The sequence below is a fragment of the Pelagibacterium luteolum genome (assembly GCF_900100665.1).
Taxonomy (GTDB): Bacteria; Pseudomonadota; Alphaproteobacteria; order Rhizobiales; family Devosiaceae; genus Pelagibacterium; species Pelagibacterium luteolum.
The window spans coordinates 313,394-338,405 of record NZ_FNCS01000002.1 but is presented as its reverse complement, the minus strand read 5'-3'; the positions used below and the strand labels follow the sequence as shown (position 1 = coordinate 338,405).

Here is a 25,012-nt window from a genome sequence, read left to right as displayed (position 1 = left end):
CATTGCTATACTGGCGTGCAAACAGGACGACTCTCTCATGTGTGGACGTTACGCGGTTACTCTGCCTCACGAGGCGATGGCCCAGATCTTCAAGACAGATAACGTAATAGACTCTGTCCCGCGCTACAATATTGCACCCACCCAGCCGGTCATCGCCATCTGGAACGACGCCATGGGGCGGACGGCCAAGCTGGCGCGCTGGGGGCTCGTGCCCCATTGGGTCAAGGACCCGCGCGAATTCCCCCTGATCATCAACGCTCGCGCCGAAACCATGGCGCAAAAGCCCACCTTCCGCGACGCGGTCAATCACAACCGCTGCATCATTCCCGCGTCCGGCTATTATGAGTGGCACACGCTGCCCAACGGCAAAAAGCAGCCCTATTACATAACGCTGGCGTCCGGCGCGCCCATCGCTCTTGCGGGGCTGTATTCCAATTGGATCGGCCCGGAAGGTGAGGAGGTCGATACCGTCGCGACCATCACCGTCCCCGCCGGCCCCGATGTCGCCCATATCCACGACCGCATGCCGGCGCTTCTTCAGGGCGAGCAGATCGACTCATGGCTCGATGTGCGCGGCACGCGATTCGATGAGGTGTCAGACGCCATAGCGCCCCAGCCGCGTGGCGTCATGGCTTCTCATCCGGTGTCCGTCCGTGTAAATTCCGCCACCGCCGAAGGCCCCGACCTGATTGAAGCGGTCAGCGAAACACTCACTGTCGCACCCGACGACAAGCCCATGAAAGTCAAGAAGAAATTTTCGGGTCAGATGGACCTTTTTTAATGTTAATTGCCGGAACTGGTTCTGCGTTTTCCCGTTTCTGAAGCAGGAAATTTCAGCCGGGAGTGTCCTATTGGCACAAACACGCTCGATCTTTTCCCAAACCCTTGATAAAAGACATCGTGGCACCACCTAGGGTGCCCAAGGTCAGGCTGGAGAACGGCAATGGTAAAACAATATGCATGGGCACGCCTGACCGCGTCCGAGATCACCTGCGTACGAATTAAACGCTCCGGTCTCATGTGTCGCTCCGAGATGTGGTGCGCATCGCGACTTTAGTCGCCGCCCCGTCACAAGACCCTCACATAAGACCTTTAAGAGCTGCCCCCAGGCGCTGGGGGTTTCGCATTTCGCAGAGTGAATTTCGCCATGACCAAGCCAATCGTTATATCAGTTGCCGGTGAACCCCAGGGGGTCGTTGTCCCAACGGGCGTCGATTTCCGCTTCATGGCGGTCAAGCTCGGGGTGTTCCCGCTCGACGGCAAGGTGTTCGAATCGATCGACGCGGCGCGCCGCGCAGCCCAGGCTGTGGTCGAAGGCTCGTCCGATCTCGCAGCCTCCTTCGAGCCCGCCGACACGACCGACACCGGCCTTGTGGCCTGACCCCATCACGGGCCGGGCCATCCCCACATCTGTCTGCTCAGCCCCTAAACGCCGATCCGGAAATACCCGAGCGCGTCGCCGATCTCGTCTTCCTCATACCCGAGGTGAGACAGCAAAACCCGCTCCAGCGCATCGTTCACTTCCCGCGCTGCGTGGAAGTTCTCGCGGCTTGAGTCGCGCGCCAACGCATTGAGCGCATCCACCAGTTTGACCAGCAGCGCATGCACGACTTCGTGCTCGGCGATCAGACGGTCGGTGACCTTCTTCCAGGCCTCGCCCTTTTCCGATAGGGCCGGGAAAATATGCGCATCCTCGATCGAATGGTGCGTGTTTACGATATTGCAGTGCTGCCCGCACAGGTTGCCGAACTGGCGATAGTTGGACACCATCGTCAGCGCCTCGGCTTCCGCCTCGACCTCCGCCACAATCTTTTCACCCGCAGCCACCTCATCGACCATCCGCCGGAGCACCTGCATGTTCTGGCGCAAGTGATCGTGGATCATTTTCAGGTGCCGCCCTGGCGCCCGCTGTTCGATCGTGAGGTTCTCAAGCTTGGGTGCTCGCGGACGCGTCGCGTCATCGAGAAACTGTATGTCTAGAAGCATTGGAAATTGCCCGTTGGAGTGTTGGTCCCCAAAATAGGCATCGCTGTGAAAATTTCTACCCCAACACCTTGCCGGGATTCAAAATGCCCTTGGGATCGAGCGCCGACTTGATCGACTTCATCATGCTTAGTGCCACGGGATCTTTCACCTGCTTGAGAAGCTTGGTCTTGAGCTGCCCGATGCCATGCTCGGCCGAAACCGACCCGCCCAACTCTAACACCACCGCATAAACCGCCTCGTGCACGGCCTCCGCCCCCTCCATGAACGCCTTGCCGTCCGCGCCCTCGGGCTGGGAGAAATTGAAATGGATATTACCATCACCCAGATGCCCGAACGCCACGGCGCGGATGCCCGGCTGAACCGCCTCGGCCGCTGCAATCCCTAGCGTAATCAATTGGGGAACCGCCGCCACCGGCACCGAAACGTCGTGCTTGATTGACGCGCCCTCGCGCGACTGCACCTCGCTCATCTGCTCGCGCAACGTCCAAAAAGTTTCTCGCTGCGCCAGCGACCCAGCGATTACGCCATTGGTGACGATCCCCGCGCCCATCGCGTCCTCGAGAGCAGCCTCCAGCGCGCCTCCACCCATCCCCTTGGGTACCGAAATCTCCGCCAACACATACCAATCCGAATCCGCGGCGCTCGGGTCTTGCGCTGCCATGCCATGCTTGAGCTGCAGATCGATTCCGATCCGTGGCATCAACTCGAACGCCGTCAGGGTCGACCCCGCCCGCGCCCGCAATTGGGTGAATAGCTCCAGCGCCGCTTCGGGCGAAGCGACGTTCAAAAGCGCCGTTTCATAAAAATCGGGCTTGGGAAAAAGCTTCAGCGTAGCCGCTGTAATGATCCCCAACGTGCCTTCCGAACCGATGAGCAGGTTCTTGATATCATAGCCCATATTGTCCTTTTTCAGCGCATTGAGGCCCTTGTAGATCGACCCATCCGCCAGCACCGCCTCGACCCCGAGGCACAATTCCCGCGCATTCCCATAAGAGAGCACCTGCACCCCGCCCGCGTTCGACCCCAGCACACCCCCGATCCGCGCCGACCCTTGCGAGGCGATATAGAGCGGAAACATCATCCCGGCATCCTCGGCAATCTCATGGGCCTCCTGCAATGTGGTTCCAGCGTCGAGTGTCATGTGTCCCGCCGCCGCGTCGACCGACCGCACGCCCTTCAGCCGCGAAATCGAAACGATCACCTCATCGCCAAACAGCGGCACCTGTCCGCCGACCAGCCCGGTATTGCCGGCCTGCGGGACTACATGCACGCCTACCTCATGCGCCCACTCCATCACCGCCTGCAACTCGGCCACTGTACGGGGCAGGGCGACGGCCTGCGCTTCCTTGTGAAAGCGTTTGCGCGGCTCGGAAATATACCCCGTCATCTGACCGGGTTCGCCGACCACGCTCTCGGCCCCCAGAATTTGGGTCAGCGCGGAAACGATCTGGTCACGGGAAAGCGTCATGGCATAAACTCTTTGCAATAAAAATCGATTGGCACCGATATCGCACGGCAACTCGGCTGTTGGCCACAGGTCCAACCCCTATGCCACCTTGCCCGTTCCCATCCCCTGTGCCAAAACCGGGGCCAACAGAAACATCTCGGAGAACATCATGGCTGGTTTGATGGAAGGCAAGCGCGGGCTCATCATGGGCGTTGCGAACAACCGTTCGATTGCCTATGGCATCGCCAAGGCCCTGCACGCGCAGGGGGCGGAAATGGCCTTCACTTATCAGGGCGAGGCACTGCACCGCCGCGTCGAACCCATCGCCAAGGAATTCGGCTCCGATCTGGTTCTGCCCTGCGACGTCACCGACGCGGACGCCATGGACGCGGTCTTCAACGTTCTGAAATCGAAATGGGGCAAGCTCGACTTCCTCGTCCACGCCATCGGCTTTTCCAACAAGGAAGAGCTCGAAGGCCGCTATGTCGACACCAGCCCCGGTAATTTCGCTCTCACCATGAACATTTCCGTGTTCTCGCTCACAGCGCTCGCCAAGCGCGCCGAGGCCATGATGGATGATGGCGGCTCGATCCTGACGCTCACCTATTACGGTGCCGAAAAGGTCCTGCCCAATTACAACGTTATGGGCGTCGCCAAGGCTGCGCTCGAAGCCTCGGTCCGCTATCTTGCCTCCGACCTCGGCCCCCAGAAGATCCGCGTAAACGCCATTTCCGCCGGCCCCATCAAGACGCTGGCTGCTTCAGGCATTTCCGATCTTCGCGAGATGCTGAAATGGAACGAGGAAAACGCCCCGCTCCGGAAGAACGTCACCATCGACGAAGTCGGCAATTCGGCGCTCTACCTGCTGTCCGATCTCTCCAGCGGCGTCACCGGTGAAATCCACTATGTGGATTCGGGCTACAATATCATCGGCATGAAGGCGATGCCCAAGGACGCCCAGTAAGAACCGTCACAGGAGCGCGGTAAATCTGCGCTCCGTTCACACCAAAACTGATCGTATCAAGACTATGCAACAGGTCACCTGGCCGGATTTCTATTTCGCCCGTCACGGCGAAACCGATTGGAACCGCGAGCGCCGCTATCAGGGCAGCCGCGACATTCCACTGAACGCCACCGGCCAGAAACAGGCCGATGCCAACGGCCATTTGCTGCGCTTTCTTCTTGAGGAAGCAGGCGACGATCCCACCAAATTTCGCTGGTACGCATCGCCGCTCAGCCGCGCCAGCGAAACGATGGAGCGCATGCGTGCAGCGTTCGATATCGCGCTGCCCGAAGTTATCTATGACGAGCGGCTCGTCGAAATCTCCTTCGGCAAATTCGAGGGTCTTCTGCACGACGAAATCGCCCGTGAGCGTGAGGCTCTGGCCCCCGGCCAGCGCGATTCCAGCTATTGGCACTTCCGCCCCGAAGAAGGCGAAAACTACGACGACCTCGCCCACCGCCTTCTCGATTTCGCCCGCGGATTGACCGATCACTCGATCATCGTGGCCCATGGCGGCGTCCTCCGCGTCCTCCGCCACCTCGTTGAAGGCGCCGACCGCAGCGAAGTCCTCAATTGGGCCCCGCCGCAAGGCGTCATCGCCCATTTCGTCGGCGGCGACATGAAACTGCACGCTGCACAGAAGACCTGGTGATTTCTCCAAGGTGAGTGGCCAACACTTTCGTGGTTAGGATGCGAAACCCGGTTTTGATCCGATCGGCATCGCCACCAAATATGCGTTTCGCCAGCCTGGTCAAAAGGAAGCCCGTCTTGGATGACAATCCGCTCACACGTCCCGGCCCGGCCCATCCCGACATCAAGGACGCCGACATAGCGCGTCTCGTCACGACGTTTTACGCCCGCGCCCGGGAAGACGAAATCCTTGGCCCGATCTTTAATCGCGCCGTCGATGACTGGGATCACCACATTGAGCAGATCACCGATTTCTGGTCTTCTATCATGCTGCGCACCGGCCGCTATTCGGGCCGTCCGCTCAACCCCCATCTACGCCTCCCGATCGAAGCCGAGCACTTCGACCGCTGGCTGGCGCTGTTCGAAAAAACAGCCAACGATATTTTCCAGCCCGAGATCACCCACGAATTCATGATCCGCGCCCGCCGCATCGCCGACAATTTCGAACTCGCCATCGGCACCATGCGCGGCGAAATCCGAGCCCCCCGCCACGCGCGCTAACCACTCAAGCGCTTGGGCAGGCCTCAGCCGCTGAACACCGCGTTCACCCATCGGATGATTGACCGCATCCCCGCCGCTGCCTAGAACAGCGCCAACACTTCGGGGACAACAGCCCATGAGCGACAATTCTTTCGGCCATCTGTTCAGGTTCACCACCTGGGGTGAAAGCCATGGCCCCGCGCTTGGCGTCGTCGTCGATGGCGTGCCTCCCAACCTTCCGATCAGTGCCGAAATCATCCAGCGCGATCTCGATCGCCGCAAACCCGGCCAGTCGCGCTACACGACCCAGCGCCGCGAGGCCGATGAGGTCAAGATCCTTTCCGGCGTCTTCGAAGACGAACGCAGCGATGGCCTGCGCACCACCGGTACGTCACTTTCGCTGATGATCGAAAACACCGACCAGCGCTCGAAAGACTATGGCGATATCCGCGACAAATTCCGTCCCGGCCACGCCGACTACACTTATTTCCAGAAATACGGCATCCGCGACTATCGCGGCGGTGGCCGTTCATCGGCGCGCGAAACCGCAGCCCGCGTCGCCGCCGGTGCCGTCGCCAAGCTGGTCATCCCTAACGTCACCATCCGCGCCTCGCTGATCCAGGTCGGCCCGCACAAGATCGACTACGCCAATTTCGATTGGGATCAAGTCGATCAGAACCCCTTCTTTTGCGCGGACGCACAGGCTGCCGAAACCTGGGCGACCTATCTCGACGGCATCCGCAAGGCAGGCTCATCGGTCGGCGCCATCGTCGAAGTCGTCGCCGAAGGCGTGCCCCCCGGTTGGGGCGCGCCGATCTACGGCAAGCTCAGCGCCGACATCGCGTCGGCCTTCATGTCGATCAACGCCGTCAAGGGCGTGGAAATCGGCGAGGGCATGCATTCGGCCGAACTGACCGGCGAGGAAAATGCCGACCAGATGCGCGCCGATCGCCCATTGCCCAAATTCCTCTCCAACAAGGCCGGCGGCATCTTGGGCGGCATATCCAATGGCGATCCCATCGTCGCCCGTTTTGCCGTAAAGCCTACAAGCTCGATCCTCACCCCGCGCCAGACCGTCACGACGCAAAACGAGGACACCGATATCATCACTAAAGGCCGCCACGACCCCTGCGTCGGCATCCGCGCCGTCCCCATCGGCGAAGCGATGATGGCGTGCGTTCTGGCCGACCATTTCCTTCGCCACCGCGGGCAGACCGGCCGCGACGGCGGCATTGGCTTCGGCCGCAACGACATCTGAGCTTTCTTACCTCTCCCCAGGAGGAGAGGGCGCTGCGCAGCAGCGGGTGAGGGGGCCTTCCTAATTTTACGGAGTCTAAGTGTTGTTCTCTGAATCCGACAAGCGCGTCGAAGCCGCTCTCACCGCTATGACGAACGGCGGCATGGTCGTCGTCATCGATGATCACGACCGGGAAGGGGAGGGCGACATCATCGCCGCAGCCTCCACCATCACCCCCGAACAGATGGCTTTCATCGTCCGCCACACCTCGGGCATCGTCTGCACGCCCATCACTGGCGAGCGTGCCGCAAAGCTGCACCTCGACCCTATGGTCGCCGTCAACGATTCGGCCCATTCGACGGCCTTCACCGTCTCGATCGATTTCAAGCACGGCACCACCACCGGCATCTCTGCAGAGGATCGCACCGCCACTGTACGGGCCCTGACCAATGGTAATGTCGCCGCCGAGGATTTCTCCCGTCCCGGCCACATCTTCCCGCTGATCGCCCGTCGCGGCGGCGTCCTCATGCGCTCGGGCCACACCGAAGCTGCTGTGGACATGTGCAAGCTGGCCGGACTCCCCGACGTCGGCGTCATCTGCGAACTGGTCAACGACGACGGCACCGTCACCCGCGGCCAGCAGGTGGCCGATTTCGCCGCGAAACACGATCTGCCCCTCATCTCGGTCGCTGATCTCATCGCCTACCGCCAACGGCGCGAAAAACTCGTCGAGCGCGTCGCCACCTTCGAGATCGACACCACCGCCGGCCGCGCCATTGCCTATGCCTATTCGACACCGTTTGACCGGGTGCAGCACCTCGCCGTCGTTTTCGGCGATCTCGCTGGCGGCAAGGACATCCCCGTCCGCCTGCAGCGCGAGGACATCGTCACCGACGTCTTTGGCGGCGCCTCGAAACTCAATGCATCGATCGAAAAGCTGTCCCAGACCGGCGGCGTTCTGGTCTATCTGCGCGAAGGCACCGCCGGCGTTGCTCATGACAAAGCCGCTGCAGAGGCCGAACGCGAAGACCATGGCTCGGCCCGGCAACGCGAGGCTGAATGGCGCGAAGTCGGCCTCGGGGCCCAGATCCTCCGCGATCTCGGCGTCTCCTCGATCCGCCCCATGTCATCGCGCTCGCGCTATTATGTGGGCCTCGACGCTTTTGGCATTACCGTGGCGGAAAGCTGACTCTCCCCGCAATGTTCGTTCTGTCGCACTGAGACATTACGCCCCGTCCGATAGCCCTTGAACCGCCCACTTCGCTGGCCATGTTGTCAGCTGTGGGCCGTTCGCCATGGCCCGCTTCGAAAATCAGACACCAACAAGAGGTTCCCGCCTGGCCGCGGAGAGCCCGGGAGAATGCTATGCCTGCAATGCGGCTATGCCGCTCGTGCGATGGGCCTGTGCCCCGCGCATCACGACGATGTCCGTGGTGTAAATGCGATCGTACGACCCTATCCACCAAACCCCAGAGAACCGGTCGATCCGTATTGACGCGACGTGACCCCGTCCGCGTCATGCCGCCACCTGATTTGACGGCGCGCCAGGATATCTGACCAACGAACGAGGGCGCCGCGGGGACGCCCTTTGCATTGCACTTTGCGAAAGACCTAGCCTTTGACGAGGGCCGCCAGATATTCGGTGTTGCCGTCGCCACCTCTCAGCGGCGAGTCCCACATGCCCTTAACGCTCCACCCCAGCGTTCGCATATGCTCGAATACGGCCGCGACCGACGCCTTCACATGCGCGCCCGGCAAAACGATCCCGCCCTTGCCGACATTATCGCGCCCCACTTCGAACTGCGGCTTGATCAGCAAGATCGCCTGCGCCCCCGCCCGGCACAACGCGGACGGCGCGTCGATGATTTTGATCAGCGACACAAAACTCACATCCGAAACCAGAAGATCGATCGGGTCGGCAATCGTCTCAGCCGTCAGATCCCGCGCATTGGTGCCTTCCATCGAAACCACCTGTCCAAGCGCCCCAACGCTGGCATGCAACTGCCCATGCCCGACATCCACGGCATAAACCCGCGCCGCCCCGCGCTCCGCCAGCACCTGCGTAAACCCGCCCGTCGACGCTCCAAGATCGAGACAAACCTTACCCGCCGGATCGAACCCCGCAGCATCCAGCCCCGCGATCAGCTTTAGCGCCGCCCGCGACACATATCCCGACGCCGGATCCTCCAGCGCAATCTCGTCGCTTTCCAAAACCTGCTGATTGGGCTTGCGCGCCGGCTCGCCATTCACCCGCACGGTGCCGCGCAAGATCGCGTCCCTGGCCCGCGCCCGCGAAGGCGCCAGCCCCCGCTGCTCCAGCGCCACATCAAGCCTTATGCGGCTCATGCCCCGGTCAGGCGCCGAATCTTGTCGCGCGCCGTGTCGCTGTCCTCGCCCCAGGCGATGGTGCCGAAAAAGTCGCCATCCTCGTCGATCATGAACACGGACGCTGTGTGATTGACCAGATACTCGGTCGTGCCCTCGGCCTCGACCTTTTCGGAAAACACCCCATAGGAGCGCTTGATCTTGTCGGTCTGGGCCTGGTCGCCCACAAGTCCCATCACGTCCGGCCCGAAATTGGAGAGATACCCACGCGTATGCTCAAGCGTATCGCGTTCAGGGTCGACGGACACGAAAACAATGCGCAGATCGTCGTCGTCCAGCCCCAACTGCTCTTTCCATGCCGTCGTTTCGGCCAGCGTCATCGGGCAGACATCGGGGCAGTATGTATAGCCGAAAAACATAAGCGTCGGGGTGCCGAGCAAATCGTCTTCGGTGAAAATTTCACCGGTCGCAGTCGAAACCATCTCGAACGGTCCGCCGAACATCGCACCGGATGGCTGGATGGGTTTTGTGAAATAGATCACCGTCGCCGAAACGGCGGCCACCGCAACCAGAGCCCACAAAACGATCCGAACCTTCGACAGCACGATATAAAGCCTTCGCGTTACTGATCCAGCGGCTCGACGCCAACCGGCGTGCCATCCTTGGCGAGCGTGATCTTTTCGATCCGCGCTTCGGCCTGCTTGAGCAGGGCTTCGCAATGGCGCTTGAGCGCTTCGCCGCGTTCGTAGATCGCAATCGATTCCTGCAAGGGAGCCTTGCCGCCCTCGAGTTGCGCGACGATTTTTTCAAGCTCGTCGAGCGCCGCTTCAAAGCTCATATCGGCGATATCGGTCATGGCTGTGCCTTCTCAGTCGATCTGGGAATCGGGTCCGGCTTCGCCGGTCAGCAGCATGCCTACATGCGCCGACACCCCCGAAGCAAGTCCGCCAAGATCGTACCCGCCTTCAAGCATCGAGACGATCCGGTTTGAGCAGCGCCGGGCGGCAATGTCCATCAACTTTCCCGTGAGCCATGCATAGTCCGATCCCACCCATTCGAGCTGCGCCAAGGGGTCGCGGCGTTCGGCGTCGAACCCGGCTGAAACAAGGATGAGGTCGGGCGCGAAATTGTCCAGCGCCGGCAGGATGCGCTCCTTATAGGCCATCCGCATCTCGTCCCCGCCGGTCCCGGCCTTGAGCGCAGTGTTGACCACATTGCCCACACCCGTTTCATGCGGTGCGCCCGTACCGGGATAAAGCGGCATCTGGTGGCTCGACGCATAGAACACGCTCGGATCACTCTCGAAAATATTCTGGGTGCCATTGCCGTGATGCACATCGAAATCGATGATCGCCACCCGCTCCGCGCCAAACAGCCTCTGCGCCTGCCGTGCGGCAATGGCGATCGTGTTGACGAGGCAAAACCCCATCGACCGGTCGCGCTCCGCATGGTGTCCCGGCGGTCGCGACAGTAAGAACGCATTGTCCGCCTGGCCCATCACGACGGCCTCGATCCCACGCAAGACGCCACCCAATGCCGTCGCCGAAGCCTCGAGGCTTCGCTCGGAGACAAAAGTATCCGGATCGATCTGCCCGATCCCCTCGGCGGGTCGCACCTGTCGGATTATATCCATCACAGCCGGGCTATGGACGAGTTCGGCCAGTTCGAGATCACCCGGAGCGGCCGTCTCGCGCTGGATCGTGCTGAACCGGGGATGGCTCAACGCCTTTTGCGCCGCCTCGATGCGCTCCTGCCGCTCGGCATGGCCTTGGGGCGTCCGGTGCGCCGCACCGTTGGATTGGCTGATCAGAAGGGTGGTCATCATGGCCTCGGCTGTTGCCTCTTCTTGACGCGGCCCACCCGGCTTGTCAAACAGCGTCGATGAAGCCGATCGCCCGCCATCCCCAGTCTGTCGAAGACGCCGCAGATATCTTGCGGACAGGGGACGTGTGCGCCTTCGCGACGGAGACCGTTTACGGCCTTGGCGCCGACGCGACCAATTCGGATGCAGTCCTTAAAATCTACGAAACCAAGGGCCGACCACGCTTTAACCCGCTGATTAGCCATTGCGCCGATATCGACATGGCCGCCCGTTATGCCGAATTCTCCCCGCTGGCAAAAAAGCTCGCGGCCAGCTTCTGGCCCGGCCCCCTCACGCTGGTCCTGCCGCTTCGCAAAAACAGCGGCCTGTCCGACCTCGTCACCGCCGGCCTCGATACCGTCGGCCTGCGCATCCCTGGCCATGAAACGGCTCGGGCCCTGATCGCCGCCCTCGGCAAACCCATCGCCGCGCCGTCGGCCAACCCGTCGGGAAAGCTCTCGCCCACGAGCGCCGAACAGGTCCGAAAAGCCTTCGCTGATGCAGTGCCCGTGCTCGACGGTGGCCCATGCAGCAGCGGTCTGGAATCCACAATTCTCGCGATAGACGGCGACACCGTCACCCAACTCCGCGCCGGGGCCTTGCCACGCGACGCCATCGAAGATGTCCTCGGGCACCCCATAGCAACAGCCGCACCCAACGCCGCAATCACCGCTCCCGGCATGCTCAAAAGCCATTACGCGCCGATGAGCCCGCTCCGTCTCAACGCCGCCGCGCCAAATCCTGGCGAAGCCTTCCTCGCCTTCGGGCCCCAGCCAGATTTCAACGGCCCGCTTCTCAATCTCTCCCCAGCCGCCGACCTCACCGAAGCCGCCCGAAATCTCTTTTCTTACCTCGCCCGTCTCGACGCCGAGGGCAGGGCAGTCATCGCGATCGCCCCAATCCCCGACACCGGCCTCGGCGAAGCCATCAACGACCGCCTCCAACGCGCCGCCGTGCCCCGCCCATAGCGCTCGCGCCCTCCCCAATCCCGTCGTCCTCGGGCTCGACCCGGATATCGGCAACGTTGTGTCGCACGTCATGCGCACCGGTTTACGCCATGGTCCCGACAGCTTAACCTCGTCCACAAACATTGATGGAAGTTCCCATGACAACCCGCACCGCCGCCTGCACCTGCGGGCAACTCTCGATCACGGTCCATGGCGAATCGCTTGGGCATGGCATCTGCCACTGCCTTGCGTGCCAAAGCCGCACCGGCAGCGTGTTTGCAACACTCGCCGCCTTTGCCGCCCCGTTCGAAGTCACCGGAAACGCTACACAATATGTCCGCACAGGCGATCAGGGCGCCCGTTTTCGCTTCAACTTCTGCCCCATCTGCGGCTCGACGGTTTTTCACACGGAAGAGGGCATCGACAAATTCGTAATGGTCGCCGTCGGTTGCCTTGCCGATCCCAGTTTCCCGCCCCCGCAAGATTCCGTCTACGACTCCCGCCGCCACCCATGGGTGCAATTGCCCGACGGCATCACAGCGTTCGCCAAAAACCCGGAATGAGCACAACGCTCAACCTGAGCGACGAGGGCCGGAGCGCCGCTAATCCCGCACGTTATACGGCTTCTGATCCCGCCAGAACCGCATCAGGCTTTCAAGATCGGGATCGCCGCCCTTGGGAAGAACGACCCGCAGATTGACGTAGAGATCGCCTTTTCCGAACAAGCCCTTTCCCTTGAGACGCATCGCCTTGGATGTATCGGGACCCGGCGGCAGGTTCAGTTCCACGGCCCCGTCGAGTGTCGGCACCCGAACTTTGGACCCCAAAACAGCTTCATAGAGCGTAATTGGCACATCGACCCGCAGATCGTTCCCGTCGCGCCGGAACTGCTTGTGCTTGGCAAATTTGATCGTCACCAGCGCATCGCCCGGCTGCCCGGTTAGGGGCGACGGACGGCCCTGTCCCCGCAGGCGGATCTGCTGGCCCTCTTCGACCGGATGGGGCAGCTTGACCGAAACGGTCTTCCCCGACGGAAGCGTCACCGGCACCGAGCCGCCTTTGTGGGCGTCTTCCAGCGTCACGGCGAGATTTACGACCACGTCCTCGCCCTTGGCCGAGGCGCCGCCGCTCGTTGCTCCGGTAAACGGATCCCAACTCGCCCCGCCGGCACCGGCACCACCCGAGCCACCAAACGGGTTGGCACCCGCCGAAGAGCGGCGTGCACCGCCAAAGCCGTTCATGAATTCCTTGAGGATATCTTCAGGGTTGAACCCGCTCGCTCCGCCGGCACCGCCGGCTCCGGGCCGCCCGGTGCGCGGGTCGAACCCGCCGAACCCGGCAAATTTCGGATTGCCGTCGGCATCGATTTCGCCGCGGTCATATTGGGCGCGCTTGGTCTTGTCGGACAAAAAGTCATAGGCCGCCGTCACTTCGGCGAACTTTTCGTGTGAGGACTTGTCGTTGGGGTTCTGGTCAGGGTGCAGCGTCTTGGCCAGTTTGCGATAGGCGGTCTTGATGTCCTTTTCGCCGGCGCTCTTTTGCACCCCCAGCACTGAGTAAGGATCGCGCATACGCTCTCTTCAACCTCAAAGGGCACCGCCGTCGACCAATCGCCGGGAGTGCCACGTTCATTTGTTTCGCAAGATTTGCGACGCCGTTGCAGCGTCGCGGCTTTGCGTTCTATATGGCCACGGACCCCATTAATGTCCAGAAGGCGATGATATGAGTGCTGAGACGGCGTCCTTGACCGACCTCTTGTTCGATGATGCCTTCACCGGCCCGATCGACCCGATGGAGCTCTTTCCCCTCTGGCTCGAAGAGGCGCGCGCCAGCGAACCCAACGATCCTAACGCCATGGCCGTCGCCAGCGTCGATGACGACGGGCTCCCCGACCTGCGCATGGTCCTCCTCAACGGCTTTTCGCCCGAAGGCTTCGTGTTTTTCACAAATTTCGAATCGGCAAAGGGCCGCGAGCTCATCGCCCACCCAAAGGCTGCCTTGCTCTTTCATTGGAAAAGCCTGCGCCGCCAGATTCGCATCCGCGGCACTGTCGACACCGTGACCGAGGCCGAAGCCGACGCCTATTTCTCGACCCGCCCCACCCAATCGCGTCTGGGTGCACACGCCTCCGACCAGTCCCGCCCGCTCGATAGCAGAAAAACCCTCGTCGATCGCGTGGAAGTCTTGCGTGAGAAGTTGGGCGAGAACATCCCCCGCCCACATCACTGGTCGGGCTTTCGCGTCCAGCCTCTCCAGATCGAATTCTGGAAAGACGGCGCCTTCCGCCTGCACGATCGCGTGCTCTTCACCCGGCCCGCGCTCGACAGCGACTGGTCCCGTACGCGCCTGAACCCCTGATTCATGCGCATTCTCGTCCGCACGTCCAAACTGGCCATCTGGTCCCGCCGCCTCGCGCTTTTTGCCGCGGCGCTGATTTTCATCTCCGGCGCACTGCACGTCTTTGCCCAGATCGCTTCGATCGCGTTCGAAACTACCCTAATCATAGGTTCGCTGATCGCCACCCTGGCGCTCGTCTTCGCCATCGCCGCCTACGTCCGCCTGTGGATCACCGGCGATAAGGGCTGGGCCCCCGCCACCGCGGGGTTTCTCGTCAGCCTTCTGTGCCTCACGCCCGCCATGCTCGCCGCGACGCTGAGCGTCATCTACCCCTCGACCGCTGACGTCACGACCGCCTTCGACGACGCACCGGCCCTCTTGCAGGCCACTCCCAATCACCCCGAGATCGACGCCGAAACGGTCCTCCAATCCTTCCCCAACCTCATCACGCGCATTTACCAGATCCCCCCCGAAGCCCTGTTCGTTCTGGCCCAGGATCTCGTTCGCGCCAATGAATGGACCGTGCTCGAAATTACCGAACCTACGCAAACCGATGGCCGCGCCTCCCTCAACGCTTTGCGCCGCTCGCTGCTGGGGTTCGAAAACGAAATCGTCTTCCGCATCTCGGCAAGCCCTATCGGCGCCCAAATCGACCTCCGCGCCGCATCGCTCGAGCCCGTTCCCCACGATCTCGGAGACAACGGCCGCGCCATCGAGGGTTTCCTGCTCGCCCTCGATGATCGCGTCAGCGTCTATATCCAGGACAATCTCGCCACCACCACCGAGGACCAGCCGCCCGAAGTTATCGACGGCGTCCCCTCAGACGAGGCTGAGCCGGATCCCCAATAGCGTGCGCCGCACCACGACCCGCCCCTGCCGCTCGAGATATTCCGCATGGGCCAATAGCGTCCGCCCGGCCGCCAGCAACAGCCGCCCCTTCAGCCCCGGATAAACCGCAAGCGCAGCCTGCCGCAGCGATTTCGGCCCGCCCTCCAGAACAGCCAACAACTGCCCGTTCCGCATCGACCGATGGGCCTTTAATGCCCGCGCATGCTCGCGCCCATCGGCGATCGCGCCGCCATGCCCGGGCAGATATAGCGACTGCTCCAGCCCGATCACCCGATCCAGCGATGCAAAATAATCCCTTAGATCTCCATCCGGCGTCGCAATCAGAGTCGAATTCCACCCCATCACATGATCCCCAACGATCAGTTCGGGCCGCCCCGCGATGGCAAACGCCAGATGATTGGCGCAATGCCCCGGCGTCGCCACGACCTCCAGCCCAATCCCGTCGAATTCCAACCGCTCGCCATCCACGATCACCCGATCCGGCATCAGCCGAAAATCACCCGCCCGCCCGAACGGGTTGAACTCGAACGGCTTCAGGGGCCGCGACAACCGATGTGGCCCGTTCGACCACAGCGGCGCCCCCGTCGTCGCCATCAGCTTGCGTGCCAGCCCGCAATGGTCGCGATGCGTATGGGTCAAGACCACCGCCTCCACCCGCCGCCCGGCGATCGCATGGGTCAGCGCCGTCAGATGCGCCTCGTCATCCGGCCCCGGATCGATCACCGCAACTGCGCGCTCGCCGACGATATACGTATTTGTCCCCGTAAACGTGTACGCCCCCACATTGGGCGCCGTCACCCGCACGATACCGGGCGAAACCGGCACGGCAACGCCGGTCTGCGGATCGAAGCTGGTGGAATAGGCCGGGGCCGGAGTGGATGCAGGCATTGCGCGCGGACCGGTCTTGTGGCTAAAACGGGAAACCTGCTTCGGCTTTAACGCAAAGGGACAAGTTATGGCCACGACTTTCGCCACACCCAATACGCTTCTCGGCCTGTATCAGCCCAAGTCGCAGGCTGCGCGCCTCGTCTCGGCGCTTGCCATAGCCTTTATCGGCTCGGTGCTGATCACCATGGCCGCCAAGGTCAACGTGCCGACATGGCCAGTGCCCGTAACGCTGCAGTCGATGGCCATCGCCATCATCGCCGGCGCGTTCGGCTTCCGCATGGCCACGGCAACCGTCGGCCTTTATCTCGCTCAGGGCATCGCCGGCCTCCCGGTCTTTGCCGGTGCGTTTGCTGGTCTGCCCTACGTCTTTGGCCCCACCGGCGGCTTCCTTGTCGGCTTCCTCGCAATGGCTGCAATCATCGGCTGGCTGGCCGATCGCGGCGCCATGCGCAACGTGTTCAGCGCCTTCGGTGCCATGCTCGCCGGCGCGACAGTCATGTTCGTCTTCGGCTTTGTCTGGCTGATGACCATGGCCGGTCAGGCCGCCTGGATCGATCAGTCGAACGCCGTCGCCTCCGCCTTCCAGGGCGCCGTGCAGCCGTTCATCGTCTGGGACATCGTCAAAATGGCCTTCGCCGCCCTCACCGTCGTCGGCGGCTGGTCGCTGCTGTCGCGCAAATAAGCGCCACACGCCACTTCAAATTTAATCAGGCCGATCCTCCGGGATCGGCCTTTTTGTTTTTGAAGTCATAAATAGTGGTTTAATAATTTGGTATTATTATTGAATATCTCGATCAAATTGTAGAATGAAAATTCTTGATCATCAATTCAGTATTTCTGAAGTTCTGGCTATCTCCATCAATTGAACTTGCTCGTTACGTGGCAGACACTACTGACAAGCGCCTGAACGGCTTGGCGTGCCAATGCGTTTCGCAGTGACTGTCCAGCCACATCGTCAATCCCCCCTTTCAGGCGCCCATTCGCCGCCGGAAGCCCCTGCCGGCGGCGCCTTGCTTTGCGATGCGAGGATTTGCGTCAGTGGGCTGGAGGAGAGACTATGAGACGGCTAACCACAGCCGGCGTGTTGCTGCTATCGATCACGGCAACCACCTGCATTTTCGCACAGGAGGCAGCGCCTTCGGACCCCTGGTCCGATTTCGTGCCCGTAACCGACGAAATTCTTGCCGACCCCGCCGATGGCGATTGGGTCAACTGGCGACGCACCCGCGACAGCTGGGGCCATTCCCCGCTAACCCAGATCACCCCCGAAAACGTCTCCGACCTGCAGATGGCATGGTCCTGGAACATCGAACCGGGCACCTTCGAATCGACACCGCTGATCTATGGCGGCGTCATGTACATGGCTGGCGCCAAGGACGTCATTCAGGCCCTAGACGCCACCAATGGCGATTTGCTCTGGGAGTATAAACGCGAACTCCCTGAAAATGCCTGCGGCGGCACATCCGGCGCCACGCGAAACCTCGCGATTTACGGCGACCGCATCTTCACCTCGACCTGTGATGCCCACGTCATGGCCCTAGACGCGAGGACCGGCCAAGTCGTTTGGGATGTGGAGATGGAAAGCTGGGAAGACTATCGCGTCGGCTTTTCCACTGGCCCCACCATCGTGAACGGCATGGTGATTTCCGGCCTCACGGACTGCCGCGTGTTCCGCGAAGAACGCACCGGCTGTTATGTCGTCGCCCACGAGCCTGAAACCGGCGAAGAAATCTGGCGCACTTACACCGTCGCCATCGAAGGCGAAGAGGGTGGCGACACCTGGGGCGATGCCCCCGACTTTCTGCGTGCCGGCGGCAGCGTCTGGCATCCATGCTCGTATGACGAAGAGCAGGACGTGATCCTCTGCTCCACCGGCCAGGCCTATCCCTGGACCAGCCTGGGACGCGGCCACACGGGCGAAGCGCTCTACACCAACGCCTCGATCGCGCTGGAACCCTCGACGGGCGAAATCCTCTGGTACCACCAGTTCCTGCCCGGTGAGACGCTCGATCTTGACGACGCTTTCGAACACGTCTTTGTCGATGTCGATGGCCAGAAGCGCTTCTACAAGATCGGAAAGTCCGGCATTTTGTGGGTCATGGACCGCGAGACCGGTGAATACATCGATCACCGCGAAATGGTTTACCAGAACGTCTTCGACGTCGACACCGAGACCGGTCAGGCCATCGTTCGCGAAGAACAAATCCCTGTCGATTTCACGACCCCGATCTTTTCCTGCCCCTCTACGGCTGGCGGCAAGGACTGGCATCCCACGGCGTTCAATCCCAACACCCGTGGCCTCTATATCCCCATGAGCCAGAGCTGCATGAACTTTACCGCCGTGCAGGTTGAGGCCGTTGTTGGCGGCGGTGGCACGGGTGGCGTGCGGACATTTGCGCCCATGCCCGATGTCGAAGGGCAGGGGCTCCTCGCCGCCGTTAATGTCGACACGCTTGAAGAAATGTGGCGCCACGAACAGCACGCCCCATTCCTCACCGGCGTCCTCTCCACCGAGACCGGCCTGATCTTTGCCGGCGATCTCGACCGCTACTTCAAGGCGTTCGATGCCGAAACCGGCGAAGTCGTCTGGCAGACGCGCCTGTCCCAGTCGGTTCAGGGCATGCCCGTCACCTATGAGATCGATGGCACCCAATATATCGCCATCCCCACCGGGCTGGGCGGCGGCAGCCCGCGCGCGCAGGCGGCACTGGTTCCCGATATCCGCATTCCGGCATCGGGCAACAATCTGTTCGTCTTCGCACTCCCCGATCAGGGCTGATCGACCCTCAGGGTCATCTGATCGGTGCTGCACTGGATCCCGGAAAATGCCGGGATAACGGCGGGTCATTGGGGCCTCACCTCCAACGATCTCTCCGTCGCCCCGGGATTTATTCCCGGGGTCCAGCAGCAGCCTCGCCCCGCAGTCAGATTCCAATTTGGGCCGCCCACACATACCGATCGGCCCGCCCCACCGGAGAGCGTCGTGATCCGCCTCACCCTCATCGCTGCCATGGCCTCGGTGCTTCTGACCCACATCGCCCATGCCCAGCCCGAAGTGCCCGCCGATTTCTATGATCGGGGCGTCGCGTCGCGGGGTAACAGCGTCGTTTTCTGCATCTGGCCCACAAGCCCCCTTGTCGCGCTGGACCGCGCCGTCGCCCAGGCCATTGGCGACGCCCAATTGTTCGACGTCGAATTCTTCGAAGTTCCGCTCACCAGCGCTGGTGCTCAGGAAACCTTTGAGCAGGAGCTGTTCATCCACCTCATGGACAATTGCGACGCGGTGATGGGCGGAAGCCTCGCCTGGAGCCCGTTGCCTGAATGGCTGACCATCACGCGGCCATATCTCGAGATCACCCAAACCATTGCGACATCCGACAGGACGATTGCCAATCTCGGCGATCTGCCGCCGGGCACGCGGGTCGGCTCTATCCTCATGTCGCCATCCGACATGGTGTTCGCCACTGCAATCCGCGCTGGCTTACTCCCCAATATCACCCGCATTCCGTACGATACTCCGGCCAGAATTCTGGCGGCGATCGAAGCGGGCCGGCTTGAGGCCGGGCTGGTGCCGGACCATGCCGTTGAGGGATATTCAGGTCCGACGCTTGCCTCGGCATCGACCGATCCGCTCAGGCTCGCCCCTGAAGCCACCGGTATGCTGCTGCTCTCCAGCAACACCTATCTGCGCGCCCTGCTCGATGACGCCATCGCCTCTCTGGAGGCGCAGGGCGCCCTAGATGCTGTCATCGGAAAGGCCCGCGAAACCATGGATTGACGTCTCTCTGCAACCTCCGCACGGTTGAGGACGTTGCTGATGTGAAGACCTTTTCTCACACAGGAGACAGCGAATGGATCCGTTCCCCTATCCGTGGTTGTTCGCCGTACTCGGCGGCGCCGTTATTCTGGGCATCGTACTCGCCTATGGAGCGTTTAAATCTTCCAGAGCCACACGTCGGCAGCAGGAAGCCGCCGAGCGTGGTGCGGAAGAAATCTATCACAAGGACCATAGCGGCCACTGATGGCTGAAGCCGGGCGCGTCGTCATCATCGGAGCGGGTTTCGGCGGCTTAAGTGCTGCACGCAAGCTCGCGCGCGCCGGCGTGCCCCTCACACTCATCGACAAGAAGAACCATCACCTGTTCCAGCCCTTGCTGTACCAGGTCGCCTCTGCCGCGCTTTCGCCGGCCGAGATCGCCGTCCCCGTCCGGTCAGTGCTTTCGCCTGGCAAGACCGGCGACGTCAAAATCCTGATGGAAGAGGTTCAAGGGATCGACACCGATCGCAAGCTGGTCAGATCGGTCGGCGGGGATGAAATCGCCTATGAGAGCTTGATTATCGCCGCCGGGTCGAAGTTTACCTATTTCGGCAAGGAAGACGAATGGGCCGAAAATGCCCCGGCGCTCAAATCCCTCGATGACGCCTTGAATATCCGCCGTCGAGTCCTTTTGGCCTTCGAGCGGGCCGAGACCACCCACGACGAGAACCTGCGCCAGCGCCTCATGACTTTCGTCATCATCGGCGGTGGCCCGACCGGAGTGGAAATGGCCGGGGCGTTGGCCGAACTGGCCCGCGCGACCCTCGCTCGGGATTTCACCAATATCGACCCGCGCGCCGCCCGCGTCGTTCTCGTTGAAGCCGTCGATACCTTGCTCGGAGCATATCCGGCCCATCTTGGCGCATATGCCGAAAAAAAGCTGACTGAACTCGGTGTAGAGGTGCGAACGCAGTCACCGGTTGAAGTCATAAACGCCGATGGCGTTACCGCCGGCGGCGAAATGATCGAAACCTCCAACATCTTCTGGTGCGCTGGCGTCGAAGCTGTACCGGTTGGCGAATGGCTTGGGGTCCCAACCGAAAAGAACGGCACCGTCCCGGTCGGTGCTGATCTCCGGCTGCCGGGTCGAAAGGACATCTTCATCATCGGGGACGCCGCCACCGTTCTCGATGAGGATGGCAAGCCCTTTCCCGCCCTTGCTCCCGTCGCCAAACAGCAGGGCAAATACGCGGCTGACGCGATTATCCGCCAGCGCGAGGGCAGGGCCGAGCAAGCGCCCTTCCATTATCGGGATTGGGGCACCATGGCCACGATAGGGCGCGCCGCGGCGGTCGCGAAATTCGGCAAGATCGAAGTCACCGGATTTCCCGCCTGGCTCTTATGGGGCTTCGTGCACGTCGCCTACCTCGTCGGCTTCCGCAACCGCATCACGGTCCTGATCAACTGGCTCTGGCACTGGCTCACCTACGCCAAAGGCTCCCGGCTCATCACCGGCCCCGACGAAGCCGCCATCCGGGCCGTAGATAGCCGTAAGGCCGTCGACGAGGAACTGGATAAGACGGTCAACGCTGTGGATTGACCGGGAAACGCCCCAGGACCCTTTGCGTCATATGGCGCAGTGGAAGTATTCATGCCACAAGCTTTCGTCCGGCTGCATGGTGCAGCCGATTTAGGGCAATATATCCATGAAATTTCTTGCATTTGGGGCTGCAGCATCCCTCGCCGTTCTCCTCGGCGCAACGTCAGCGATGGCGCAGAATGTCGAGTTCACGCTCACCAATGAGTCGAGCTACACGCTGACCTATTTTTACGCATCGCCCAGCGATGACGACTCTTGGGGCGAAGACCTTCTGAGCGAAGTCGGGGTTTTGGAATCGGGCTATGAAGGCACCGTGTTCATCGGCGATGGCAGCGACCAGTGCCTTTACGACTTCCGCTTCGAGACCGCCGAGGGTCCCGAGCTCGAAGTGGCCGCGATCGATATCTGCGCCTTGGACAGCTACACCCTGACCGACTAGGGATACGAAAAAGCCGGAGGTTCGAAAACCTCCGGCTGAACTGGTCGGAGTAGGGTGATTCGAACACCCGACCCCCTCGTCCCGAACGAGGTGCGCTACCAGGCTGCGCTATACTCCGCATGAGGTTGTTGCCAACCTCTGTATAGGTCCGTCGATCACGTCCATATACTTCGATCTCGGGCCTTTTATAGAGGGTTGTGGAGAGGTTCAAGAGCGTTCGAGAGGTGTTGCGAGCGCGTAGCAAACAGTGTAGGAACCAACCCGCTTTGGGGCGTCGCCAAGTGGTAAGGCATCGGTTTTTGGTATCGACATCCGCAGGTTCGAATCCTGCCGCCCCAGCCAGCTTTTCGGGCAAAAAAGGCCCGGTTCAAGCCTGATCGCCATCGATCCCATAGCGGTTCATCTTCTCCCAAAGCGTCGTCCGCGATATCCCCAACTGCCGCGCTGCCGGCTGGATACGCCCCTCATTTTGCTGCAGAACCGCAATGATATGATGGCGCTCCGCCATCTCCCGTGCTTCCAGCAGCGTCGCCGGCGCAACGGCATTTTCGCTTTGCCGTTCTGGAAAAAGATCAGAAGGACCAATGGCTTCCGCGTCGCCCAGCGCCACCGCACGATCGATGCGATTGACCAGTTCACGCACATTTCCCGGCCAGCGATGCGCCACCGCCGCCGCGATCGCATCTGCCGTCAGCCGTGGGGCATGACGTCCAAACCGCTGGGCTGCAGTCTCCAGACGACTTGAAAGCAGCTCCGCAATATCCTCGCTGCGCTCCCGCAAAGGGGGCAGGATGCAGGTGATCACGTTGATCCGATACCAGAGATCGCGCCGAAAATTGCCCTCTTCGACCATCGCCTCAAGGTCCCGGTTCGTTGCGCACACAATCCGTCCGCGAAAAGCAAGATCGCGGGTTCCGCCCAGCCGTCGGAAACTGCGCTGCTCGATCAGCCGCAAGAGCTTGACCTGCATAGCCAGTGACAGCTCACCGATTTCATCGAGGAACAGCGTGCCATCCTCAGCCTCTTCGGCAAAGCCGACATGAGACGCGTTCGCGCCCGTAAACGCACCTCGCTCATGCCCGAACATGAGGGAATCAGCCATTTCCGACTGCAATAGCCCTGCATTGACAGCAACGAATGGGCGGTCGCTGCGGTCTCCAACCTGATGGATAAACCGCGCCGCGACCTCCTTGCCCGTCCCGGTTTCACCCATCAGGGTCACCGGTAAATCCACATCCGCCGCCTTCGCCAGAAGTTCGCTGGCGGCCCGCATGGCGGGAGAACCACCCAAACGGTTTCCCGGACTCGACTCCGAAATCCGGCCAATCGATGAAATCGGGCGCAGCCGTTCGATCAAGGCATCGAGGTCGAACGGCTTGGAGACATAGTCCCAGGCGCCGTCGCGGACCAGCCGAACCGCCTGATCGATCTCGCCGTAGGCGGTCATGAAAATGGTCGGCACGAGACCCACTTGCTCGAAATGCGCGCGCATCACGCTTTCACCGTCGCCATCGGGCAACCGAATGTCGGAAACGATAACGTCGGGACGGGACCGCGCCAGTTCTGCCTGCGCTTGGGCAGCGGAACGCGCCCAACGTGTTGAAAAACCTTCAAGTGTCAGGCGCTGGACAAGCGAGGTGCCCAGCGTTTCATCGTCCTCGATCAGCAACAGATTGGGTTTGCTCATGCGGGTGTTCCTGAGGCGTGACGCTCGTTTTCAGCTAGCACAATCGTTATGGCGGTGCCCACGCCCTCTTCACTTGCGATCGACAGGTGAGCGCCGATCTGGTCGAGAAGATTGGCGACCATCCAGATGCCAAGGCTCCGCTCATGGGGTAGGGCGTCCACCTTGCCGGTTACGAGCGACGCAACCAGTTCGGCGGGCATTCCGGGGCCTGTATCGGCCACGGTAATGCGTGGTCCTTCTCCCTTTGAGCCGGTGTGCAAGGTCAAGGTAACCGCACCCCCCGCCGGCGTCGCACGCACCGCGTTAATGAGGAGATTGATGAGGATTTGCCGTAGGGCATCGGCGTCGACGTTGATCTGTGCGTCCGCAGTGACGTCCCAGTACAAAGCTACCTGCGCCCGTCTCGCATCGGGCGCGATCAGCAGTTCGAGGTCTCGGATATCCTGCCCGCTCAGTCGCGCGGCGCCGGACCGGCGTCGGTACGTCGAAAGCGTCACGTCGACTACGCGCTGGATCTGCGCAAGTCCTTGTTCGAAGAGGGCAATCGTCTGTTCTCGAACGCCGGGCTCGTCGCCGAAGCGCTTGAGGGTCGAAACCCCGTTCATCAAGCCGGAAAGCGGGTTCCGAACCTCGTGGGCAATGCTGGCAGCAAGGCGGGCGAGCAGGGCATCGCGTTCCTGCTGGGCCATCCGCGAGGCTGTTTCGACCCGCTCCGTTTCCGATTGTTCGCGCAGGCTCAGGGCATGTTCCAGCCGCCGCATCTCCGGCCCTTGCTGCAGGACCTGGAGGTCCGACGGGCCGCTGGCTGGCGCCAGCCGTGCAATAAACTGCTCTAGCGGCGCCATCATGCGGCGCGTGAGAAAATAGGTCGCCAGCGCGGCAATCAGCGCCACGCCGAGATCGATGATGATGGCAAAAAGAGATGCGGTTCGCTGGGTCTGGGCAATGGATTGACCATCGAAAATGGCGCCCACCGCAAATCGCCCGCCCTCGCCCTCATAGGTCCTAGCGACCCGCACTGTTTCGGTCTCACCACTATAGTCGAGCCGAGTGAGGCCCCCGGCCTGTCCGAAAATTTCCGTCAGAACAGTATCGAGCGTCGCTTCACCCCTGTCGCCGATGAACCTGGTGTGCACCATGCCGTCAGTGTCGATCCAACGGACTGCGATTGATTCTTCGAGGAGCGCAGAGCGATAGTTGAGGGCTGATGCGATCTGGCGTTCAACACTCGGCGCGCCTTCCGGGATCGTGACCGCTATGCCACCGGCCAAAGCGTCAAGGAACACATAGGCTTGGTTGTGCAGGATCTGCTCAGACGAGCGCCGCAGAACCTCGACCCCGATTTGCGTGGATCCCACTGCCACCACGAACATGGCTGACGCGACAACGAGCGGAAGCGTTGTCGTGAGGGGCAGGGCGGTAAAGCGGTAACGGCGTCTTGGGACCATTCCCTTCTATAATCCGCGTCGACCGCCGGCAC

At 61.6% G+C, this 25,012-nt stretch carries 27 protein-coding genes and 2 tRNA genes; 18 read left to right on the top strand and 11 right to left on the bottom strand.

The features are described 5' to 3' along the window. The first annotated feature begins 37 nt into the window (after positions 1–37). Together BLR31_RS05720 and BLR31_RS05715 are read left to right on the top strand one after the other, a co-directional pair. Positions 38–781 carry an SOS response-associated peptidase gene (locus BLR31_RS05720; RefSeq protein WP_176762531.1) on the top strand — a complete coding sequence of 248 codons (744 nt, stop codon included), beginning with the start codon at positions 38–40 and terminating at the stop codon, positions 779–781. Positions 782–1,147: 366 nt separating this feature from the next. Then, positions 1,148–1,381, top strand: a complete 234-nt coding sequence (locus tag BLR31_RS05715; RefSeq protein ID WP_090593239.1) for a hypothetical protein — start codon at positions 1,148–1,150, stop codon at positions 1,379–1,381. A 44-nt stretch (positions 1,382–1,425) separates the two neighbouring features. Here BLR31_RS05715 and BLR31_RS05710 read toward each other — a convergent pair whose 3' ends face one another. Next, on the bottom strand, positions 1,426–1,986 hold the full coding sequence (locus BLR31_RS05710; RefSeq protein ID WP_090593236.1) for a hemerythrin domain-containing protein: 561 nt from the start codon (positions 1,984–1,986) through the stop codon (positions 1,426–1,428). A gap of 55 nt (positions 1,987–2,041) precedes the next feature. After that, complete coding sequence (locus BLR31_RS05705) at positions 2,042–3,454, bottom strand: FAD-binding oxidoreductase (protein ID WP_090593233.1); 1,413 nt, start codon at positions 3,452–3,454, stop codon at positions 2,042–2,044. Positions 3,455–3,602: 148 nt separating this feature from the next. Between BLR31_RS05705 and fabI the strand changes: the two genes are divergently transcribed. The 5 genes from fabI to ribB all read left to right on the top strand — a co-directional run bounded on the left by fabI (position 3,603) and on the right by ribB (position 8,032). Then, a complete protein-coding gene (gene fabI / locus BLR31_RS05700) occupies positions 3,603–4,397 on the top strand; it encodes an enoyl-ACP reductase FabI (RefSeq protein WP_090593707.1) in 795 nt (264 codons plus the stop codon). A 64-nt stretch (positions 4,398–4,461) separates the two neighbouring features. Then, complete coding sequence (locus tag BLR31_RS05695; protein WP_090593231.1) at positions 4,462–5,088, top strand: histidine phosphatase family protein; 627 nt, start codon at positions 4,462–4,464, stop codon at positions 5,086–5,088. A 116-nt stretch (positions 5,089–5,204) separates the two neighbouring features. Then, positions 5,205–5,627, top strand: coding sequence for a group III truncated hemoglobin (locus BLR31_RS05690; RefSeq protein ID WP_244504953.1), 423 nt, complete (start codon positions 5,205–5,207; stop codon positions 5,625–5,627). Between the two features lie 115 nt (positions 5,628–5,742). Beyond that, positions 5,743–6,864, top strand: a complete 1,122-nt coding sequence (aroC, locus tag BLR31_RS05685; protein ID WP_090593227.1) for a chorismate synthase — start codon at positions 5,743–5,745, stop codon at positions 6,862–6,864. A gap of 82 nt (positions 6,865–6,946) precedes the next feature. Then, entirely contained in the window at positions 6,947–8,032 is a 1,086-nt protein-coding gene (ribB, locus tag BLR31_RS05680) for a 3,4-dihydroxy-2-butanone-4-phosphate synthase (protein ID WP_090593700.1), read from the top strand. Positions 8,033–8,454: 422 nt separating this feature from the next. On the opposite strand, the gene BLR31_RS05675 is transcribed toward ribB, so the two are convergent. Genes BLR31_RS05675 through BLR31_RS05660 form a run of 4 tightly spaced genes read right to left on the bottom strand, consistent with a single transcriptional unit; the run spans position 8,455 to position 10,990 of the window. Further along, positions 8,455–9,189: a TlyA family RNA methyltransferase gene (locus tag BLR31_RS05675; protein ID WP_090593225.1), complete on the bottom strand. Its 735-nt coding sequence runs from the start codon at positions 9,187–9,189 to the stop codon at positions 8,455–8,457. Beyond that, a complete protein-coding gene (locus BLR31_RS05670) occupies positions 9,186–9,773 on the bottom strand; it encodes an SCO family protein (protein WP_090593222.1) in 588 nt (195 codons plus the stop codon). Before BLR31_RS05670 ends, BLR31_RS05675 begins: the two co-directional genes overlap by 4 nt. A 17-nt stretch (positions 9,774–9,790) precedes the next feature. Next, complete coding sequence (locus tag BLR31_RS05665; protein WP_090593220.1) at positions 9,791–10,024, bottom strand: exodeoxyribonuclease VII small subunit; 234 nt, start codon at positions 10,022–10,024, stop codon at positions 9,791–9,793. Between the two features lie 12 nt (positions 10,025–10,036). Further along, positions 10,037–10,990 (bottom strand): histone deacetylase family protein, encoded by a 954-nt coding sequence (locus tag BLR31_RS05660; RefSeq protein ID WP_090593698.1) that lies wholly within the window; start codon positions 10,988–10,990, stop codon positions 10,037–10,039. Between the two features lie 59 nt (positions 10,991–11,049). Between BLR31_RS05660 and BLR31_RS05655 the strand changes: the two genes are divergently transcribed. Next, positions 11,050–11,997 carry an L-threonylcarbamoyladenylate synthase gene (locus BLR31_RS05655; RefSeq protein WP_090593217.1) on the top strand — a complete coding sequence of 316 codons (948 nt, stop codon included), beginning with the start codon at positions 11,050–11,052 and terminating at the stop codon, positions 11,995–11,997. Between the two features lie 137 nt (positions 11,998–12,134). Next, positions 12,135–12,539 carry a GFA family protein gene (locus BLR31_RS05650; protein ID WP_090593214.1) on the top strand — a complete coding sequence of 135 codons (405 nt, stop codon included), beginning with the start codon at positions 12,135–12,137 and terminating at the stop codon, positions 12,537–12,539. A 39-nt stretch (positions 12,540–12,578) separates the two neighbouring features. Here BLR31_RS05650 and BLR31_RS05645 read toward each other — a convergent pair whose 3' ends face one another. Next, positions 12,579–13,547 carry a DnaJ C-terminal domain-containing protein gene (locus BLR31_RS05645; RefSeq protein WP_090593211.1) on the bottom strand — a complete coding sequence of 323 codons (969 nt, stop codon included), beginning with the start codon at positions 13,545–13,547 and terminating at the stop codon, positions 12,579–12,581. 151 nt (positions 13,548–13,698) lie between these two features. Here BLR31_RS05645 and pdxH point away from each other — a divergent pair, with 151 nt between their 5' ends. Then, positions 13,699–14,334 (top strand): pyridoxamine 5'-phosphate oxidase, encoded by a 636-nt coding sequence (gene pdxH / locus BLR31_RS05640; protein ID WP_090593207.1) that lies wholly within the window; start codon positions 13,699–13,701, stop codon positions 14,332–14,334. Positions 14,335–14,337: 3 nt separating this feature from the next. Further along, positions 14,338–15,162, top strand: a complete 825-nt coding sequence (locus BLR31_RS05635) for a DUF1499 domain-containing protein (protein WP_090593205.1) — start codon at positions 14,338–14,340, stop codon at positions 15,160–15,162. Here the strand turns inward: BLR31_RS05635 and BLR31_RS05630 are convergent. Continuing rightward, a complete protein-coding gene (locus BLR31_RS05630; protein ID WP_090593202.1) occupies positions 15,133–16,050 on the bottom strand; it encodes an MBL fold metallo-hydrolase in 918 nt (305 codons plus the stop codon). The genes BLR31_RS05635 and BLR31_RS05630 overlap by 30 nt on opposite strands. A gap of 67 nt (positions 16,051–16,117) precedes the next feature. Between BLR31_RS05630 and BLR31_RS05625 the strand changes: the two genes are divergently transcribed. The 6 genes from BLR31_RS05625 to BLR31_RS05605 all read left to right on the top strand — a co-directional run bounded on the left by BLR31_RS05625 (position 16,118) and on the right by BLR31_RS05605 (position 21,845). Beyond that, positions 16,118–16,732 carry a biotin transporter BioY gene (locus BLR31_RS05625; protein ID WP_090593200.1) on the top strand — a complete coding sequence of 205 codons (615 nt, stop codon included), beginning with the start codon at positions 16,118–16,120 and terminating at the stop codon, positions 16,730–16,732. Between the two features lie 375 nt (positions 16,733–17,107). Beyond that, positions 17,108–18,829: a pyrroloquinoline quinone-dependent dehydrogenase gene (locus BLR31_RS05620; RefSeq protein ID WP_090593198.1), complete on the top strand. Its 1,722-nt coding sequence runs from the start codon at positions 17,108–17,110 to the stop codon at positions 18,827–18,829. 204 nt (positions 18,830–19,033) lie between these two features. After that, the gene (locus tag BLR31_RS05615) at positions 19,034–19,828 is read left to right on the top strand and encodes a substrate-binding periplasmic protein (RefSeq protein WP_143009320.1); all 795 of its coding nucleotides are present in this window, start codon (positions 19,034–19,036) and stop codon (positions 19,826–19,828) included. Between the two features lie 73 nt (positions 19,829–19,901). Next, positions 19,902–20,072: a hypothetical protein gene (locus BLR31_RS21610; protein ID WP_176762530.1), complete on the top strand. Its 171-nt coding sequence runs from the start codon at positions 19,902–19,904 to the stop codon at positions 20,070–20,072. After that, positions 20,072–21,406 carry an NAD(P)/FAD-dependent oxidoreductase gene (locus BLR31_RS05610; protein ID WP_090593192.1) on the top strand — a complete coding sequence of 445 codons (1,335 nt, stop codon included), beginning with the start codon at positions 20,072–20,074 and terminating at the stop codon, positions 21,404–21,406. The genes BLR31_RS21610 and BLR31_RS05610 overlap by 1 nt, the downstream gene beginning before the upstream one ends. 106 nt (positions 21,407–21,512) lie before the next feature. After that, the gene (locus BLR31_RS05605; protein WP_090593189.1) at positions 21,513–21,845 is read left to right on the top strand and encodes a hypothetical protein; all 333 of its coding nucleotides are present in this window, start codon (positions 21,513–21,515) and stop codon (positions 21,843–21,845) included. A gap of 41 nt (positions 21,846–21,886) precedes the next feature. Here the strand turns inward: BLR31_RS05605 and BLR31_RS05600 are convergent. Continuing rightward, positions 21,887–21,963 (bottom strand) — tRNA-Pro (locus BLR31_RS05600). A 149-nt stretch (positions 21,964–22,112) separates the two neighbouring features. Between BLR31_RS05600 and BLR31_RS05595 the strand changes: the two genes are divergently transcribed. Then, positions 22,113–22,187: transfer RNA gene (locus BLR31_RS05595), tRNA-Gln, on the top strand. A 25-nt stretch (positions 22,188–22,212) separates the two neighbouring features. Here BLR31_RS05595 and BLR31_RS05590 read toward each other — a convergent pair. Together BLR31_RS05590 and BLR31_RS05585 are read right to left on the bottom strand one after the other, a co-directional pair. Then, positions 22,213–23,532, bottom strand: coding sequence for a sigma-54-dependent transcriptional regulator (locus BLR31_RS05590; RefSeq protein WP_090593185.1), 1,320 nt, complete (start codon positions 23,530–23,532; stop codon positions 22,213–22,215). Further along, positions 23,529–24,980 (bottom strand): sensor histidine kinase, encoded by a 1,452-nt coding sequence (locus tag BLR31_RS05585; protein ID WP_090593182.1) that lies wholly within the window; start codon positions 24,978–24,980, stop codon positions 23,529–23,531. Before BLR31_RS05585 ends, BLR31_RS05590 begins: the two co-directional genes overlap by 4 nt. Between the last annotated feature and the right edge of the window lie 32 nt (positions 24,981–25,012).